We start from the raw sequence: 17,901 nt of genomic DNA on the forward strand, positions 1-17,901 counted from the left end.
ATCGGAGGATATAAAAATGGCAATTTTAGAAGATATTCAAAACTGTGTGTTGGACGGCGAACTGGATGAGATCAAGGACTTGGTGCAGAAGGCAGTGGATGAGGGGATCGACCCCGCCGCCATCATCAACGACGGCCTCATCGGCGGCATGAACATTGTGGCCCCGCTGTTTAAGAGCGGTGAAATGTTTGTCCCGGAAGTTATGGAATCCGCGGATACCATGAACGAAGGCATGCAGGTGGTTAAGCCCCTGATCACCGACGCGGATATGCCCACCAAGGGCAAGGTCATCATCGGCACTGTCAACGGTGACCTGCACGATATCGGTAAAAACCTGGTGGTCTTAATGATGGAAAGCCGCGGCTACACAGTTATTGACATGGGCGTAGATGTGAAGGAAGAACAGTTTGTGGAAGCCATCAAAGAACACAAGCCAGACATTGTGGGCATGTCCTCACTGCTCACCACCACCATGATGAAGATTGACGATACCATCAAGATGATTAACGAGTCCGGCCTGCGTGACCAGGTTAAGATCATCATCGGCGGCGCACCCATCTCTCAGGAATTCGCCGATGATATCGGGGCGGACGGCTATTCAGAGGACGCCTCCACCGCGGTTGAGCTCTGCGACCGCATGATGGCCATGTAGCAGACAGCGAATAAAATTTTGACGAACAGGAGGCATTTCAGATGCTGACAATTGTTGGTGAACTCATTAACACCAGCCGCCCTCCGGTCAAGGAGGCGGTACAGAATAAAGACGAAGCGTTCATCCGGGAGCTTGCCAAAAAACAGGCAGACGCCGGCGCGACCTATATCGACGTAAACTGCGGCAATATGGTCAAGAATGAACTGGAAATAATGGAATGGCTTGTGAACATTGTTCAGGACGAGGTCGACACCCCCCTGTGCATTGACAGCCCCAACGCCAAAGCACTGGACGTGGGTCTGGCCCTGTGCAGGAACGGCCGTCCCATGATCAATTCCATCTCCGACGAGGACGGGCGTTATGAATCCGTTCTTCCCTTAATTAAAAAATATAACGCCAAAATCGTTGTATTGTGCATGGACTCCACTGGTATGCCCGAAACCTCAGCCGACCGCATGAAGGTGGTCAATAACCTTTATGCCAAGCTGAAGGCCGAGGGCATCGCCGATGACGACATGTACTTTGACCCGCTGGTCAAGCCCATCAGCAGCGTGACCAGTGCCGGAGCAGAGGTGCTCGACACCATCCGCCAGATCAAGCAGGATTACCCCGATGTACACTTCATGTGCGGTTTGAGCAACATTTCCTATGGCCTGCCGAACCGCAGCATCCTCAATCGGCTGTTTGTTGTCCAGACAATGACCCTGGGGATGGACGGCTACGTCCTTGACCCCACCAATGGCAAAATGATGGCGGACATCATCACCGCCACCGCGCTCCTGGGCAGAGACAGCTATTGCAGTAAATACATTAAAGCCCATAGAAAGGGCAAACTTGACGCATCGTCTGATGCGTAACCCGATGATTTCATTCTCCAAGTGAAATGATCACCCCTCTGGCCGGCGGTACTCTGCCGCCGGCTGCTCATCAAATGAATAAATAATTCAAGAAAATAACCCTTCCAAAAAATTTTTAACATTTTGCAGTAAATATTTTAACAGTAAGTAAGGATGCACCCTTTTTAGGAGCATCCTTTTTCAGCATTTAATGGAGGTACGTCGAAACGGCGTACCTCCAGGCGGAGTGTATCAATCCCTTACAGAACCCTTGCTCTGATGGTTTAATTAATCCTTGCCCCAGGCGTAAAAGCACTGTATAATAGATACAACGAGAAACTGAGGAGCCTGTATATGAAAAAGATTGAGGAAAAGGCAGTCGCCTTTGCAAAATCCATATGGGAGGATTATCTCATCAACCGCGATCTGCTGAAGCTGACCAGTGTATTTGATGACAACGCTTCCTATATCGGCACCGGAGACGGCGAAATCTGTTATAGTCTTGAGCAGGTTCGCACAGCGATCTTAGGCGAGACTGAGGAGTGGAACGGCCATTTTACCATTGATGACCAGTGGTATGAGGTACGGGTCATGAGTGACGAATTTGTCGTTGTTTTTGGAGGCTTTGACGCCCATGAGGCCAGTGACAACCCATTGGTTGCGGCCATGCACACCCGATTTTCCCTGACACTGCGGGTAAGCGGGGATACCTTTAAGATTATCCACCTGCACCACTCAGTCCCAAACTTTGAACAGCTGGAGGGAGAGTTCTTTCCTAAGACCATCACGGAAAAACGCAACGAGGAATTCCGTCATGCCCTTGAGCAGAAAACCAACGAACTCAGGCGGCTGGCTCAGTTGGACTCTCTGACCGGCCTTTTAAACCGGGTCAGTGTCGAGCAGGAGATCAACACCCGCCTTGAGCAAGGCACCGGGGGAGTGCTGATGATGATTGATATTGATGATTTTAAGGAGATTAACGACGTGTTCGGCCATCTGGCCGGCGATACGGTGCTCAAAGTTCTGTCCGACCGGATACGCGAGAGCTTTGGCGGCCAGAGCATCATGGGCCGTGTGGGCGGCGATGAGTTTGTGGTCTTTGCGGAAAAGATGGCCGACCGGGCAGGCATCGGCCAGACTGCCCAGCAGTTCTGTGAGATTGTCACGCAGCCAGTTATGGATATTCCCGACTGCAGCATTACTGTGAGCATTGGCATTTCCCAGTCACCCGATAATGGCAGTAGCTACAGCGCACTGGTGCGTTCGGCCGACCAGGCCCTGTATGCGCGTAAGAAAAACAGTAAAAATGGCTATGTATTCGCCGGTTAAACGGCAGTAAGAGCGGCTTAGAGGCTGCTCTTTTTATTTAGGCGCCAAAAAAGCGAAAAAAATACTTAAATTTTGTCACAGCTGACTTTTCTTGTCGTCTAATTCTGTATAAGCATAAAGGAGGAAACATTATGGTTTCAGAAAAAGAGATGAACATTTTTATCCGACGCGCCGTAGAAGGGGATAAAGACGCACTGGGGACAGTGCTGGAATCGGTTCAGGATATGGTTTTTAACCTGTCGCTGCGCATGATGGGGATGATTGAGGACGCCGAGGACGCCACCCAGGAGATCATGATCCGTGTTATGACAAGCCTGTCGTCTTTTAAGGGAGAGAGCCTTTTCTCCACCTGGGTTTACCGCATCGCCAAAAACTATCTGGTGGATTACCGCCGTTCGTGTTTCGACCGCCAGCCCCTCACCTTTGATTTTTACGCCCGCGATATTGAGCAGGGCATGGCCGAGCGCTGCCCGGACCCCCAGGCCGGAGTGGACGCCGAGCTTCTGGCCGAGGAGCTGAAGCTTTCCTGTACCAATGTCATGCTGCAATGCCTGGACGCGGAAAGCCGCTGCATCTATGTGCTGGGCGCCATGTTCAGAATTGACAGCGCCATGGGAGCGGATATTTTTGACACAACGCCGGAAAACTACCGCCAGAGGCTCTCCCGCATCCGCAGGCAGGTTAATGACTTTCTGAAAAAATACTGCGGCCTCAGCGGAAGCGGTATGTGCGCCTGCAGCAAGCGCCTTGGCTACGCCGTGGGACAGAAGCGCCTGGACCCTGCGCGTCTGGAGTACAGCGCTTTAGAGGTCTGTAAACAGGAAATGGAAAATATGGACGCTCTGGCCGGTGTGTTTGAAAGCCTGCCAGAGTACCGCGTGCCGGAAAAAGCCCGGGCCTTTATCGACAGCCTGGTGGCTTCAGATTCAATGGTCTCGATTCAGAAAGCGGGGAGAATATAAGATGAACGACTGTGAAAAAATGCTGGATTTCCTGGCACAGCTTCGGGATAACAACTCGCTGGAATGGATGCACAGCCACCAGCCAGAGTACAAGGCCGCCCGCGCCGCCTTTGTCAGCCTTGTGTCCGATTTAATGGAAAAAATGCTGCCAGACGAACCCGGTCTGGGCCTCATAAACCCCAGCGACCTGGTTTTCAGGCTCAACAGGGACACCCGCTTCGGCAAGGATAAAAGCCCTTACGCGCCGTCTTTCCGCGCGCATATTTCGCCGGAGGGCAGGGGCATGGTGCCGGTGGGGGATTACCTCTTTGTGTCGCCGGATCAGATTTTTCTGGGCGGCGGCGTCTTTCATGCCAAAATGCCCGAGATCACCCGGCGTATAAGAGACCAGATTGTGTCGCAGGGCAGCAGCTTTGAGGCTGTTTTAGCGGCGCCTGCCTTCTGTGAAAAACTAACGCTCCAGGGTGAAAAGCTTAAAAATGTGCCGCGCGGTTATGATAAAGAACATCCTTATGGCGAACTTTTAAAGCATAAATCCTGGTATGTGGAGTATCCTGTAGAGAAAGACCTGTTTTTGGACCGTGAGGCCTTCTTGGCGGAGGCTGTGGATGTGTTCAGACGGATAAAGCCCTTTAATGACTTTATCAATAAGGCTTTGGAGGGCCTTGAAATGCCCGGAAAAAGATAGGAATGAGCATTTAAAAATCCCACGAATGATTCGTGGGATTTTTTGTGCTCAGCGCAGGATACCGCGTTCCTTTAAGCGCTGCCGCACGGTGGGGTAGAGGCTCAGATCGGTGTGGGGCAGAAAGCGCGCGGCGAACATGCGGGTCAGAAAATCTGATGCCGCGCCAAATTCCAGATATTGGATGTTGTGCTGAAGCGCGCCCACAGTATCAAAAAGGGTGTAGTCCAGCAGCAGCGCTCTGGCGCCGGTCAGGGAGCTGTTGCCCAGAACTGTAAAGCGCCCGGCTGGCAGGTCGGGGTACAGACCAATGTTGATCGCTGCCTCCAGGTTGATATGAGCGCAGAAAGCTCCGGCGATAAAGACCTGGTCAATGTCCTCAGGCCCAAGACCTGCGGCTTCCAGAAGGTAGGCCACCATGGTGTTGGCAGCAGCCTTGGTGTCCAGATACTGCGTGATATCTGTCTGGTTGAAAAAAAGCGGGGCGCCGTCGGCGGTTTCCTCCCCGTCAGCGTACCGCAGGGCATAGCCGTCCTCAGTGGGCACGATACAGTCTGTGGCGTCAGGATTAAACTTTCCGGAAAAGTCAATCCAGCCATTCAGCAGCATTTCGGACAGCAGATCCACGATGCCAGAGCCGCAGATGCCTTTAGGCCGCGCGTTATCAATTGTGGTGCAGCTCAAAACACCATCTGTGATGGACACATGGTCGATGGCGCCCGGTCCGGCCTTCATGCCGCTCTTGCTGATACCGCCCTCCAGTGCCGGCCCGGCTGCGCCCGCCCCGGCGATCAGGAAGTTTTCATCGCCCAGCACCATCTCACCATTGGTGCCAATGTCGATAAAGAGGGAGGGCTTTTTCTGTTTATCAAGCCGGGCGGCCAGCAGGCCGCTGATGATGTCGCCGCCCAGGTAGTTGGCGGCTGAGGGCATACAGTAAACCAGTCCGCCGATGGGCAGGCTCAGGTCGTCAGCGGGTATAAAGCCCGTATGGTTGAACATGGGGGTAAAAGGAACCTCAAAAATGGGCCAGGGGTCAATGCCGAGGAAAAGGTGGGTCATGGTAGTGTTGCCGGACACAATCATCATGCTGTAGGCTTCTGGCGCGATGCCGGTTTGGGCGGCGAGGTCATCCAGTAAGTCGCAGAAAGTACGGACAGTGCTGGCCTGAAGCTCGTCCAGATGGTCAGGCCTGCCCTTGGTGTAAAAAATGCGGCTCAATATCTCATCGCCGTAGTCAATCTGCCTGTTAAAGCGGCTTTTCTCCGCCAGCACCTGTCCGGTATTTAAGTCAATGGACTGCATGATCACTGTGGTGCTGCCCAGATCCACGGCCAGTCCGTAGTTTTGTGCGGTGGTGTCACCGGCTTCAATGCGCGTCAGCTCCCAGTGGGTTCCGGCGTAAACCAGGGTGCAGGTTACCCTGAAACCGGCTTTCCGGCAGACGGCAGCATATTTTTTATAGGTTTTATAGGAGACCGCCAGCGGTGAAAAGGTAGCTTCAAGGCCCTGCAGAAGCCGTTCACGGTCTGCTGTGATGTCGCCCTGGCCCGGTGCCGGCAGCTCTAAATAAATTTTTTGGCTGAAAGCGTTCAAAAGGTCATCTCCTGTCTTTGTATTCCGTTTCATTATAATGGAAAAGAGATGGATAAGCAAGTGTGAAACAGCGCTAAAGTATCCTTTAATCATATACCCAAATAGGGATAGTTGCCCCAAATTTTACCGAAACGGGTAATTTTTTACCGTAATATTTTACAATAAGATGACTTGAAGTGCTATAATTTAGTTGTCCGATGGATCACAAAAGGAAGAGCCCCATATGCTCACGCCTTTTGAGATAAGCACACCCTGCCATTCCAGAGGTTTGACTATATTTGTGAAAGCAAGTATAAAATCCTCTCATCCATACCAATTCAAATCTCTGGTATGGCTGTAGACGCTCCATTTGTGCTGTTTATTTTCATTTTTATAATGAAAACAAGTTTTTCGCTGTGTTCTTGTAAAAAAATACAGCAAATTGTTTTTGATGGGGAGATGAGGTTCTCGCTAAGAGGTCTCATGACACATCAGCTGTTTCTGATTTTTCTGATGGCGCCGGTAAAAATGACTGTGCTATGGAACACAGTCATGAGGGGTAGTCCTGCCGAACCAGCGGGGCTGTGATTTTGGGACTCCTCCAGACAGCTTCATCACCTTGAAGCCATAGAACTGGTTCAAAAATAACACGCTTTTAACATTATCATTTTCACCACTGCGGCCGGCGGACCGGCCCCCCTTGGCCATACACCACAATCTCAAACTGGGGGGCGGCATCAGAAAATAACAGCAGAATTATTTTAAAAATTCCGATTTTTGGCAGCCAGGACAGGTGCATCAATCCGATTGAAAGCGTTGGTCCGATTCATTTTAATCATCTTCCAAAGCGTGCCTCCATATATGATGCTTTTGGAAGGCCGGCGTTATCCAGAGCGCCGGTCACTGATCTTTGATGTTGTGCCTTTTCCATAAAACGGGGAATTTTCATGGAAAGGGCAGATATGCTTTCCTCCTGATGTGTTTTGCCTGGTTCATCTGAAGCCATAAATAAAAAAACTCCTGCGGCTGCAGGAGTTTTTTATTTGCTTTTGCTGTCCGGCATCAGTAAAACAGAGACTTTAAAAATATGATCGGCGTAGTCAAAATGGGCAAAGCCCTGATGCTTTTCAGCAATATGGCGGACAGAGGTGAGGCCAATGCCTTCTCCGGCGCGCTTGGTGGAATAAAATTTTCCTTTTTCCTGCCGGATTTCATTTTCGTAGCTGTTTTTCACATTAATGGCTACCATCCGCTTTCCGGCAATACCGATGCTGACATGGATAAAACGGTGCAGCCTTGTCTGGAGCAGGCAGGCCTCCAGCGCGTTTTCCAAAAGGTTTCCCAGAACCACGCAGGTGTCCATCTCGGTGACTGGCAGCTCCTTTGGCAGATTGACCGTAATACCAGCCTCGATGCCGGACTTATGCGCCAGCAGGTAGTAATGGCGGAGGATGGTGTCGACCGCGTAGTTTTCACAAAAGGAAGTCACCTCATCGGTGTCCAGTATTTTCAGGTAGTGGTTAATATACCGGAGAAGTCCGTCGGTGTCTCTCTGGTCAGCGTAGCCCTTGAGGGCCAGCAGGTTATGCCGGAGGTCGTGCCTTGCGGCCCGCGTGCTCTCAATGTTTTTCTGGAGCTGTTCATACTGCTCTTTCTGAAGCTCGATCTGAAGATCCATAACACTCAGCTGTGACTGCAGTCTGGAATTAGTGAAGCTCTCTAACAGGGTGCGCATGACAATATAGTAGGTCATGATGGTTCCGATAATCCACGCGACAGGCAGCAGGAAAAGGCTGTTGTGCCAGACAAGACAGGCATCGCTGAATGTCGGAAAGAGGCCGATTCGGAAAATACAGTAAAAGGATATGGGAATAATCCAAAGATAGCGCCATGCACGCATGGCGCTGGTCTGCTCGATGACAGGCTTGATGATTTTCTGCATAAACCAGAACAAAAACGGAAAAGCGGCCAGCTCTAGCAGCACAATGGTGATGGCATAGTCGGCAGAGGGATTAAAAAAGCCGATCCTGTTTTTCCAGACAATATTAAAAATTTTTGCCAGAAGCTGGATATAGTCATTGTAATTGGTCAGAAAGCATAAAACAAAAAGGTTTGTAAAATAATTATCCCGGATGCAGAAAAGGGCCGCTGCAATGACAAAGAGCAGAAATATAAACGTCAGACCACCTCGGATGTTATAGAAGCTGCTGTCAGGCGTGAAGTAGATCCTTGTAATAAACACGCTGAAAGCAAGAACCAGGATAATCGCTGCAAACCAAATCCATTTAGGAACCCGTGAATGCTCGATAAAAACAGCAAAAAAACAAAAAAAACAGGGGACAAGCTGGGCAAGACAGATGACAACAGCGATTCGGACATCCAAAATCAAGACCTCCTGTTTAATTTGTCAAATTCATAGTTGGCATAGCGCTGCCGGATTTCTGTGCGAAGCCCGCGGTTAATGGGCACCCGCTCTCCTGTGAGCATGACAAAATCCTTTTCGTCAAGCACATCGACCTCATCCATATTCACAATACAGTTCCGGTAACAGTTCACAAACTGTGGGTAGGGCAGCAGCAGCGCCGAAAAATCTGCGAAAGGCATATAGCATTTGACAATGCGCCGTTTAGTATGGATGTAGATATAATGGTTCGAGTAATCCGTATAAACGATATCCTTTAAGAAGATTTTTACATGGGTTCGCCCTTCCTTTACCTCAATGTACCGGCTCTGCTTGAACAGCGTTTCGTCGCAATAGCGCATGGTTTCCTCAAAAACCTCATAGTTGTAAGGCTTGACCAGATAGTCGAAAGCCCGGACCCTGAATCCCTTTACCGCGTGAAACTGGCTGGTGGTTGAAAAAATGAGGAGACAGTCACTGTCTTTCTCCCGTATTCTTTCAGCCGTTTCAATGCCATTCAAACCATCCATGTAAATATCCAAAAAAATAAGATCATAGGTGTGCGGAGCAAAGCGCTCAAGAAAATGGCTGCCGCTTTCAAAGAGTGTAATCTCCGCATCAAGCTGGTGATCGGCGCAGTAACGGTGGATGTATTCGGAGAGCAGTTCACATTCTGTTCTTAGATCGTCGATAATCGCGATTTTCATAAAGACATCCCCCTTTCATAATTATTGCAATCAAATTTTATCATATTATGTTAAAAAAGACTGGAAATTTAAAACGCAAAATTGGTAAAAAAAAGACGTTTTCGGTAAGAATGTTGATTCTGCTTTTTTAGACAGTTATGATTATAGTGATATTTAATAAGGTCTTAAGAAAATGAAAAGCAGAGGCTTTCCATTCATTAAGATAGCAGCGCGGCGCTTTGTTTTTGCATTACACCAATATGCTTTCACAGTGTGAACACATATCCTCTCATCCAATCGTAATGCAGTAAGCCCTGCCCGCGCTGCACGAAGTTAGAAACAGCGAGACAGCGGCGTTCCGTTTCCGTTATGCGGCAGACAGGAAAGGTTGTCTCCCTTTTTATGTTTGATATACCCAGATGGTATTCAAAATAGACTTTAGAAGACGAGAGGAGAGAGAAATGAAATTCGGCGAATTGAAAAGTTGGCAGAAAAAAAGACTGCTTTTCAGTTTTTTAACCTATGTCATCGTCATTGTTGTTTTTCTGGCGTATGCTTCGGTTACCATGTACACCGACAAAAAAGCAGAAGACGACTACTGGGTTTCAATGCTGCAGACGCCAAAAGACATTGAGGAGAGGGCGGCTCAGTTTGATCAGAACGCGACCAGGGTGCAGGTTGGCACCTATGTGGAAAACCTGAAGGAAGTCAACCTGAAAACCTCAAGCTTCCGCATGGTGGTTTTAATCTGGTTTAAATGGGAGGGAAATGATAATCTGGATATGGCCAAACATTTCCGCATTTATAAAGGCACCATTAACAAGACAGAAGTTGTTAAAAACTATCATGAAAATGGCGTGAATTACCAGGCCGTCCGGTGCGATGTGTCCATTACCAAAAACTACTGGAACCGCCGTTTCCCGTTGGAATCCCATCAGCTCCGCATGTATGTGGAATCCGAGCTGCCAGTGGATGACGTTGTATTTGTGAATGACAGGGAAAACAGCGGCATAAATGATTCACTTGGGATTTCCGGCTACGATTTGAGGCGTAATGAAACCGGGACAACTATGGTCGAATACGACAATAACCACGGCGATCCGGAAATACCGGGTGGCATCATCAATTCCGAGCATATTACCGCGCTGGAGCTCAACCGTGACAGTATGGGCCTGTATGTCAAATGCTTTATCGCCCTGGTCGGAACCATTACCTGGGTGCTTATCACCCTGTTTATCTGTACCTATCACCGTGTCGACCCACTCAGCATGATTCCCGCAGCCCTTTTTGGGACGGTTACCAACATTATGGTCGGGGCAAATCTGCTTCCGGACGCCCTGCAGCTTGGCCTGCTGGAGTTCGTTAATATTTTTGGCATTGTGACCATTCTGGCAGTGGCGATGACAATCATCAATATCAACCGGATACGTAACAAATATGAGGATCGTGATTTCGCAAGCTTCTACGGGCGTGTCATGTTCTATACCATTTTAGTCCTTGTCGTGGCAGGGAATATCATTCTTCCCATGTCTGCGTATATGTTCTAGGGACGGGGCGTTAATCTATGCGTGAACAGATATATAAAGTTGTAAAAAAAGCGGAGCCGGGAGATGTCATCAGCAAATATTATGATGTGTTCATCATGGTGGTGGCCTTTATCAGTGTCTGTCCGCTTATGTTTAAGGAATCCAATTCAATGTTGGTGATGATTGACACCATCACCGTCTATATTCTTTTTACCGATTATATTTTTAACTGGATTACCTATGATTATAAGATTAAAAAAGATTCACCCTGGGTGTTTGTGGCCTATCCCTTTACTCCCTTTGCGCTGATCGACCTGGTGTCAATCCTGCCGTCTCTTGGGCTTCTGGGCGCGGGCTTCCGTATTCTGCGTGTGCTGCGTGTGTTTAAGGTGCTGTATTATTCCAAAACCTTTTCCTATGTAGCCAATGTTTTCAAAAACGAACGCAAAACCCTGGGCTATGTGCTCATCATCGCGCTGGCCTATATCTTTGTATCTGCGCTGGCCATGTTTGCCTATGAGCCGGATACTTTTGATAATTTTTTTGAAGCGCTTTACTGGGCAACCACTGCTCTGACCACTGTTGGCTATGGGGATGTCTACCCTGTAACCGAGGTGGGGCGTTTGATCAGCATGATTTCATCGCTCTTTGGGATCGCGGTGATCGCAATGCCAGCTGGTGTTGTTACGGCTGGGTTTATGGATGAAATCGGACGCGCAAAAGAGCTGGAACGCCTTGAAAAGGCAAAAAAAGAAGGGAAGAATCTCGATGAAGTCATCGAGGAGGAACTGGAGGAACAGAATGAGTAATAAGACACGCTATTTAATCATCATGGTTTTGGGCGTTGTAATGAACCGGCTGCTCTATGTTCTGTCAATGCATTTTGGCCTGCCCTTCTGGCTGGACATGTCTGGCACCATTCTGGCAGCACTGCTGCTTGAGCCCACCGCCGGGCTGCTGGTAGGGCTTGTGAATAATTTTGGACTGGCAGTGTTTAACTACAGCAGCAGCTCGCTGATCTTCTATGCGGTCAGTGCCGCCGCCGCCCTGGTGGTGGGGGTGAATATGCGCCGTAATGGACAGATCGACTGGAAGCAGACAGTGCCAACCATGGGCCTGCTGATTTTAGTCACTGGTGTCTTGTCTGCTCTGCTCAGTATCTGGCAGACCGGCGGGACACTTACCCATCCGTGGGAGGTTTATTTTTACGACCTGGCCATATCCGCCGGTGTTCCCTGGGTGCTGGCCTGTTTCATCGGCACCATGGTTATCAAAGTTTTTGATGTGATTGCCACAGCCGGCATCATCGCGCTGCTTTACTTTGTTTTGCCAAATAGCCTGAAATATCCGCCAGAAACACTTATGGAAAAAGAAAAGGTTTAGAAAATACAGTTGAAATAAAAAACATAAAAAAACAGAAACGGTGCTGCACAGCGCCGTTTCTGTTTTTTTTATTGTCCGAAGACTTTGCTGTTTTTATGATGTTTACCGGCGGCCTGCTGTCTGTGCGGCAGGGTTGAGAAGAACAGAGGCTTCAAATACATGAGGGTCATAATTAAATTTTGCAAAGCCGCTGTATTTTTCAGTTATCCGTCGAACCGAATGAATACCGATCCCTTCTGCATGGCGTTTGGAGGACATGAAGACATCGTCCTTTTTACAGATTATATGATCATAGCTGTTTTTAATGGAAATCACCACCGAACCTTTACCCGAGATGCCAAGCTTTACAGAAATAAAGGGATTTGCTCCGTTCTGGCGCAGGCAGGCCTCAACGGCGTTTTCAAACAGGTTGCCAAAAACCACACAGAGATCACCCTCAGAGAAAAGCAGCGGCTCAGGAAGCTTGATGTCAATCCGCAGGTCAATGGCGTTTTGGCGTGCGAGAGCGGCGTAATGCTGGGCGATGGCATCAATGGCAGCGTTGCTGCACAGAGGCAGCACCCTGTCCGATTCTACAGACTGCAGGCTGGCGCTGAGGCAGGTGTTTATCTGCTCGAGGGCGCTGTTTTCCGCATAGCCCTTGAGCATGAGCAGGGTATGCTTCAGGTTATGGCAGGCCTTCTCATTCTCCTCGATATTATTTTTCAGACGGTTATACTGCTCTTGCTGCATACTGGCCTGATAATCCGATATTTCCAGCTTGTTTTGGAGCTCAGCAGCGCGTTGGTTTTCCTGAATCAGCCTTAAAATAACATAATAGGTTAGAAAAGTACCGATAAACCAGACAAAAGGCAAAAGATAAGCGGGGACAGAGGTTAGATTCAGGGAACCCGGATAGATACAGAAGCGGTACAGCAAAAAAAAGCAGACAGGAACAACCCATAGATACCGCCAGTAAGGCATCTTGCCCGTCTCAAGAACAGTGGGTTTAATGACTTTTACAGTGAAGAACCCAACAAAGGGGAGTGTGAACACAAAAATTAAAGACTGAATAAAGGCAGAAAGAGGCGGGTTAGCAAACAGAGAAGGCTTACAGAATATCTGGCTGAAGAATACCACGATATCCAGATAGTTTTTAATAATAAATACCACAAAAAGGTTAAGGAAAAAATTTTCTTTAACGCTTAACAGAAAGATCAGGCCGATGGTGACATTAAACAAAACACTGATAATGATGCGCGCATTGCCGGAATCGGGCATGGTGTCAAGTGTGAACACAGCAGCATAGGTAACAGTGCTTGAAATCAGAAGTACAGCAGCCATCAGAATATTAACGCCAGTGCCAAACCGGAAATTGCCTTTAAAAACAGCCCGGTATAAAAAGAGCGCCGGCAGGAGCTGAATAAATGAAAGCAGTGCAGCAAAAGCTAATTGATCCAAAACTATCCTCCGCGATTTACATGAGTTGATCTCATTTTACCATAGAACAGAAGCTTTTGTATAGCGTACTGTTTAGCGGGACAGGAAAATTAAAAGAGCCGGAGCAATCCGGATTTTTTTATGGGGAGTCCCTTAATAACGACAGAATTAAATTATGAAATCGGCATGTTTTTGACAGGAGGTATTTTACGTACTATAGAAAAAGACAGATTAAAAGTATATAGATAAAAATTAATACGGAGTTATCTTTTAGTATAAAACAATCCATATGAAGTGTATGTAAGCAAAAAAATAAAGATCGTAGAATACCATATTCTACGTCATTTTTTTACTTTTTATGGATTCTATTATATCATTTATAAATTGCTATTACTAGCAAAATTCTAATTAATTTTTAGTAGGGAGGCACGATTATGAAAAAAACATTTTTAATGTGGTCAGAATCAATTCGTCATTTTTTCTCAAAAAGGTCAGTAACGCTGGAAGCGTTCAGCCGCGAATGGATAAGAAAGCGTGGCGATGAAGGAAAGATTAAGGAGTCTACACTCACCAATTACCAGCGGATTATTGAACGCTATTTGTTGCCAGAACTGGGTGATCTCCGCTTGGATACTATAACCGTTGAAGTAGTGCAGGATTTTGTAAAAACGCTGGAGAGAAGAGCGCTTAATACATCTACGATTCGGGGTATTATCGGCAGGTTATCATCAATTATGGAAAAGGCAGTGGAAGCTGGATTGATTAATAAAAATCCCTGCGGGCACATCGTTATTCAGAAAAAATGGCAGACCACAACAGGGAAAATTCTGACAATCGAAGACCAAAAAGCCCTGACACACTGGCTTTTAGCACATGAGCATAACCTGAGCCTGGCCGTACAGCTCGGCCTCTTCGCTGGGATGCGCATCAGCGAGATTGCGGCGCTGCAATGGAAAGATATTGATCTGAAAAATGGGTTTATTCAAGTTCGCAGAAATGTTCAGCGTGTAAAAAATCATGATGCCGGTCAGCGCAAAACCATTAACCAGATAGGCACGCCAAAATCCCCGAAGGCTTTTCGATCAATTCCCATTACATCTATTTTAATGAAGTCACTCAAAGGATACGAAAAAAGCACTGTAAAACCAGAGGCTTTTGTAATTGCAAAAAAAGGTGGGTCAGCCTATGATGTGAGAACCATACAGCGCTATTTTAAAAAGATTATTTCTGTTCTAAAACTAGATAATTATCGTTTTCATGATCTCCGGCACACCTTTGCGACCAGAGCAAAAGAAAGTGGAATGGACATACAGATCATCAGTGAAATTTTGGGCCATTCAGAAACAGCCGTCACCATGAACATCTATCTGCACATTACAGATCTCCATAAAAAACAGGAAATGGTACTTTTAGACAAGTTAAACTCAACAATATATGGAAAAGCGGCATAAATTGTCGTGAAATATGGTATTCTACGAACTTTCATTAAAAAATATACCCTGTATTCTAAGGAATCACAATAAAGGTAGAGAGCATGCAAGCATTGATTAAGACTCAGTTTGAGCGCTGTTCGGAAAGCGTTCGGCAGCATTGCCTGCGTACAGGCAGCTGGATAAGGAAAATAATAAAAGAATTGGGGCGTGAAGAACTGCTTTCAATCTGGCAGTTGGAAGAAATGTCTCCGGTGGATTATCACGACATTGGAAAAGCGGAAACAGAAGACACTCCTGGCCATTGTACAATGGGCGCACAGTTTTTTAGAAATCTTTATGAAACAAAAACGACTTGTTTCGCGGAACAGATTTTCTGCAGTGTCGCTGCAGATCTCTGCCGGTTTCATCACTATCGTTATGACGGTAAGGATAACCCCAAAATGGTAAGCGGACAGGATATACCAGTTATTGCCAGAGTCTGTGCTGTCGCCAATGCTTTTGACCATTTGCAGGAGTCGGGCAGGCAGCCGGATGAAGCGTACGAAAACATCTGTAAGGAAAGCGGCATCCTGTATGATCCGGCGGTTGTTCAGGCCTTGGGTGAAGCGATCCATCAATGATATAAAAAAGTATGGAAAAAGACATTTTCCCAGTTGTACTCTGTGGAAAATGTCTTTTTTCTATCAGCGGTGTATATGTCAAATAAGTTTAAAGCTCTTCAGCTGCTCCGGTCTTGTTCAGGACAATAACCGCGAGAATCACGACGGCAATGCCAATGATTTGCGGGAATGAGATAACCTGTCCAAAGATAAAATAACCGAGAATAGAGGCCGTGATCGGCGAGAAAGCATTCATCATGTTGGTGATGGCAGGATCGACCAGCGAAAAAGATTTTACCCAGACATAAGATGAAAGAATCTGTGTCAGCAGTCCATAGGCGATAATGATCAGAATAAGAAGCAGGACATTCTGAGCGGAAGCGATCTGGCCAATGACGGCCCAGGGAGGGCAGACAACCCAGTAGATCAGAGCCGCTCCAAGGTTATAATAAGTGATGACCACATCATTGTCAATCTCGTTATTTAAAGCCCATTTGATGATCAGGGCAATCGCGCAGTTGGCTACCCAGTTAAGCGCCATCCACATAATACCTGAGGGTGCGATAAAAGCATCGGGTGAAAAGACATTCAGAACCAGTGCCAGACCGATAATGGCCAGTCCCAGCGAGGCGATCTTGCCCTTGGTTATTTTGTATTTAAAAATAAAGGAGGACAGAAGCATCAGAATAAAAACATGGGAAAACTCAAGGATGGAAAAAACACCGGTGCTCAGATAATTGAGAGCTCGTGCGTAGGAGTAGTAGAGCACTGCGTTGGCAATTCCGCCGCCCACCAGGACAATCAGTACGCGTCTCCACCCAATGTTAAAGGCTTTTGGGTTTTTGATCAGGGTTTTTATCCCATAGAACAAGATAACAATCATTGGCCCCATGGAGGAGACCGCCACATCGTTCAGCCCCAGATTTTGGAGTAATGCGATAAAAACGCCGAGGGTTCCCCATAAAACACCCGCAATCCCGCCATAGATAATTCCTTTTGTAAAATTATTTTTATTTACTTCGTTCATTTTATAGACTCCCTACATAATTAAGCTTAGAATAAAGGTTTCAAATTCTTTTTCCGTTTCGGTCATACAATCTCGAATCAGCGTTTGATACCGTTCATCATACTCACTGACCAGGGCTTCAATTTTTTCTTTTTCTTTAAGCATTTGTCTAATCTCCTTAATATTTTCCATACGCATTGACAAAATCAATCACTGCTTTCATTTTTTCGGGCGGTGCGTCCTTAAAACTGAAAGCAGGTTTGTTAAAACCGAAGTAAAATCGTTTGGTTTCCATGCCAATATCCATGAGCTCACGGGCTTTGTCCAGACATTCCTCTGTAGAATAATTTGTCAGATAATCCAGAGGATAAGAGCAGCAGACCATATTTTTAGAGCCGAGAATGTCCAGCGTCTTTTTAAAGTCCTGGTGCTCCACGGCCAAAATAACCTTTCCCTCAGGGAGCTCGGAATAATAGTCAAAATAGCGTCCATCTGTGTAATCGCCCTGGAACTGCAAATACAGGGTATGCCCCTTTGCAGCCAGCGTGTCACAAACCTTTTTAAAGGTAGGCCAGAAAAATTTCTCAAAATGTCTGGGGCTGATCATTGGCGGTAAGTGCACCCAGGAGCAGGCGCAGGAAATACCATCGGCGTCAACGGGCAGGGTATTTTCGACATAGTCGGTCATAACCGGCGCAAGCGCCTCACAGGCGGCTTCCAATTCGCGCTTTTTCCGCCGAAGATCCATAGAAATCTGAGTAATACCGCGCAGATGGTCGCCCAGCAGATCAAAGGGAGCATAAAACATGGTGCCATAGTAAATGGGAACACCTTTAGCGTAAGTAAGGTCATAGAGCTTATTATAAAAATCTGTGACCTGCCTTTTTTCAAACAGTAAAGCCTTGGAAATGGCTGTAATGTCCTTGACGCTGTCCTTACCTAGGGCGCTGTACATACCGGGGAGTACTCTTTCAACAATGCAGCGCAGGGGGTCTTCGATCAGTGCCGGATAATCATCCGCACTCAGGCTCATGACCTCGGGATGCTGCATGGTTCCGTTTCGCCGGTTTTGAATCCACGTTTTGCTTCCTAAAATTTCGTTGCGCTGGGGAGGAAGCCACCCCATACCCAGGTTGGCACCCATTTCAAAAGTGTCTAAAATTTTTTCATAGGCTTCAATGATTTTATCATAATTCCAGGTTGCTTCCAGAAAATCAATGCCCGCGTACTCACAGGCATAGCTGATTTCAAAATCCAGTATCACTGGCACACGGTCGGTTGGTTTTCCGGCCATGGTACTTTTTATCCGCTCAATTTTTTCTTCCATCTCAAATTTTCCCTTCATGTTTTGTACACATACAATATTGTATGATTACAATATATAGTATGTGTACAAATTTGTCAAGCCT

General features: G+C 47.2%; 18 protein-coding genes. 10 read left to right on the forward strand and 8 right to left on the reverse strand.

Annotated elements, in window-relative coordinates:
* The first annotated feature begins 16 nt into the window (after positions 1-16).
* The 5 genes from BUC22_RS12600 to BUC22_RS12620 all read left to right on the forward strand — a co-directional run bounded on the left by BUC22_RS12600 (position 17) and on the right by BUC22_RS12620 (position 4,467).
* Positions 17-652, forward strand: a complete 636-nt coding sequence (locus BUC22_RS12600) for a cobalamin B12-binding domain-containing protein (protein WP_013380308.1) — start codon at positions 17-19, stop codon at positions 650-652.
* A 44-nt stretch (positions 653-696) separates the two neighbouring features.
* Positions 697-1,509, forward strand: coding sequence for a methyltetrahydrofolate cobalamin methyltransferase (locus BUC22_RS12605; protein WP_041690197.1), 813 nt, complete (start codon positions 697-699; stop codon positions 1,507-1,509).
* Positions 1,510-1,842: 333 nt separating this feature from the next.
* A complete protein-coding gene (locus tag BUC22_RS12610) occupies positions 1,843-2,817 on the forward strand; it encodes a GGDEF domain-containing protein (RefSeq protein WP_073383033.1) in 975 nt (324 codons plus the stop codon).
* Between the two features lie 131 nt (positions 2,818-2,948).
* Positions 2,949-3,779, forward strand: a complete 831-nt coding sequence (locus tag BUC22_RS12615) for an RNA polymerase sigma factor (RefSeq protein ID WP_013380311.1) — start codon at positions 2,949-2,951, stop codon at positions 3,777-3,779.
* 1 nt (position 3,780) lies between these two features.
* Positions 3,781-4,467 carry a DUF2461 domain-containing protein gene (locus BUC22_RS12620; protein WP_013380312.1) on the forward strand — a complete coding sequence of 229 codons (687 nt, stop codon included), beginning with the start codon at positions 3,781-3,783 and terminating at the stop codon, positions 4,465-4,467.
* 48 nt (positions 4,468-4,515) lie between these two features.
* On the opposite strand, the gene BUC22_RS12625 is transcribed toward BUC22_RS12620, so the two are convergent.
* The 4 genes from BUC22_RS12625 to BUC22_RS12635 form a co-directional block, all read right to left on the reverse strand.
* Complete coding sequence (locus BUC22_RS12625; protein WP_013380313.1) at positions 4,516-6,060, reverse strand: ASKHA domain-containing protein; 1,545 nt, start codon at positions 6,058-6,060, stop codon at positions 4,516-4,518.
* Between the two features lie 814 nt (positions 6,061-6,874).
* Entirely contained in the window at positions 6,875-7,045 is a 171-nt protein-coding gene (locus BUC22_RS21900; protein ID WP_013380316.1) for a hypothetical protein, read from the reverse strand.
* Between the two features lie 33 nt (positions 7,046-7,078).
* On the reverse strand, positions 7,079-8,422 hold the full coding sequence (locus BUC22_RS12630) for an ATP-binding protein (RefSeq protein WP_070081223.1): 1,344 nt from the start codon (positions 8,420-8,422) through the stop codon (positions 7,079-7,081).
* 2 nt (positions 8,423-8,424) lie between these two features.
* The gene (locus BUC22_RS12635) at positions 8,425-9,147 is read right to left on the reverse strand and encodes a LytR/AlgR family response regulator transcription factor (protein ID WP_013380318.1); all 723 of its coding nucleotides are present in this window, start codon (positions 9,145-9,147) and stop codon (positions 8,425-8,427) included.
* Between the two features lie 440 nt (positions 9,148-9,587).
* On the opposite strand from BUC22_RS12635, the gene BUC22_RS12640 reads away from it, so the two are divergent.
* Genes BUC22_RS12640 through BUC22_RS12650 form a run of 3 tightly spaced genes read left to right on the forward strand, consistent with a single transcriptional unit; the run spans position 9,588 to position 12,035 of the window.
* Positions 9,588-10,673 carry a ligand-gated ion channel gene (locus tag BUC22_RS12640; protein ID WP_073383037.1) on the forward strand — a complete coding sequence of 362 codons (1,086 nt, stop codon included), beginning with the start codon at positions 9,588-9,590 and terminating at the stop codon, positions 10,671-10,673.
* Between the two features lie 17 nt (positions 10,674-10,690).
* Positions 10,691-11,461, forward strand: coding sequence for an ion transporter (locus BUC22_RS12645; RefSeq protein ID WP_070081224.1), 771 nt, complete (start codon positions 10,691-10,693; stop codon positions 11,459-11,461).
* Positions 11,454-12,035 carry a hypothetical protein gene (locus BUC22_RS12650; protein ID WP_070081225.1) on the forward strand — a complete coding sequence of 194 codons (582 nt, stop codon included), beginning with the start codon at positions 11,454-11,456 and terminating at the stop codon, positions 12,033-12,035. The genes BUC22_RS12645 and BUC22_RS12650 overlap by 8 nt, the downstream gene beginning before the upstream one ends.
* A gap of 102 nt (positions 12,036-12,137) precedes the next feature.
* Here the strand turns inward: BUC22_RS12650 and BUC22_RS12655 are convergent, their stop codons facing one another.
* Complete coding sequence (locus tag BUC22_RS12655; protein ID WP_013380324.1) at positions 12,138-13,475, reverse strand: sensor histidine kinase; 1,338 nt, start codon at positions 13,473-13,475, stop codon at positions 12,138-12,140.
* A 413-nt stretch (positions 13,476-13,888) separates the two neighbouring features.
* On the opposite strand from BUC22_RS12655, the gene BUC22_RS12660 reads away from it, so the two are divergent.
* Positions 13,889-14,905 carry a tyrosine-type recombinase/integrase gene (locus tag BUC22_RS12660; RefSeq protein WP_013380325.1) on the forward strand — a complete coding sequence of 339 codons (1,017 nt, stop codon included), beginning with the start codon at positions 13,889-13,891 and terminating at the stop codon, positions 14,903-14,905.
* Positions 14,906-14,988: 83 nt separating this feature from the next.
* The gene (locus BUC22_RS12665) at positions 14,989-15,507 is read left to right on the forward strand and encodes an HD-GYP domain-containing protein (protein ID WP_073383040.1); all 519 of its coding nucleotides are present in this window, start codon (positions 14,989-14,991) and stop codon (positions 15,505-15,507) included.
* An 88-nt stretch (positions 15,508-15,595) separates the two neighbouring features.
* On the opposite strand, the gene BUC22_RS12670 is transcribed toward BUC22_RS12665, so the two are convergent.
* Genes BUC22_RS12670 through BUC22_RS12675 form a run of 3 tightly spaced genes read right to left on the reverse strand, consistent with a single transcriptional unit; the run spans position 15,596 to position 17,819 of the window.
* Positions 15,596-16,513: a DMT family transporter gene (locus tag BUC22_RS12670; RefSeq protein WP_013380327.1), complete on the reverse strand. Its 918-nt coding sequence runs from the start codon at positions 16,511-16,513 to the stop codon at positions 15,596-15,598.
* Positions 16,514-16,525: 12 nt separating this feature from the next.
* Complete coding sequence (locus BUC22_RS22465) at positions 16,526-16,657, reverse strand: hypothetical protein (protein WP_013380328.1); 132 nt, start codon at positions 16,655-16,657, stop codon at positions 16,526-16,528.
* A gap of 13 nt (positions 16,658-16,670) precedes the next feature.
* Positions 16,671-17,819: a uroporphyrinogen decarboxylase family protein gene (locus BUC22_RS12675; protein ID WP_242946563.1), complete on the reverse strand. Its 1,149-nt coding sequence runs from the start codon at positions 17,817-17,819 to the stop codon at positions 16,671-16,673.
* Between the last annotated feature and the right edge of the window lie 82 nt (positions 17,820-17,901).

It is taken from the genome of Eubacterium callanderi (genome assembly GCF_900142645.1).
GTDB lineage: Bacteria > Bacillota > Clostridia > Eubacteriales > Eubacteriaceae > Eubacterium > Eubacterium callanderi.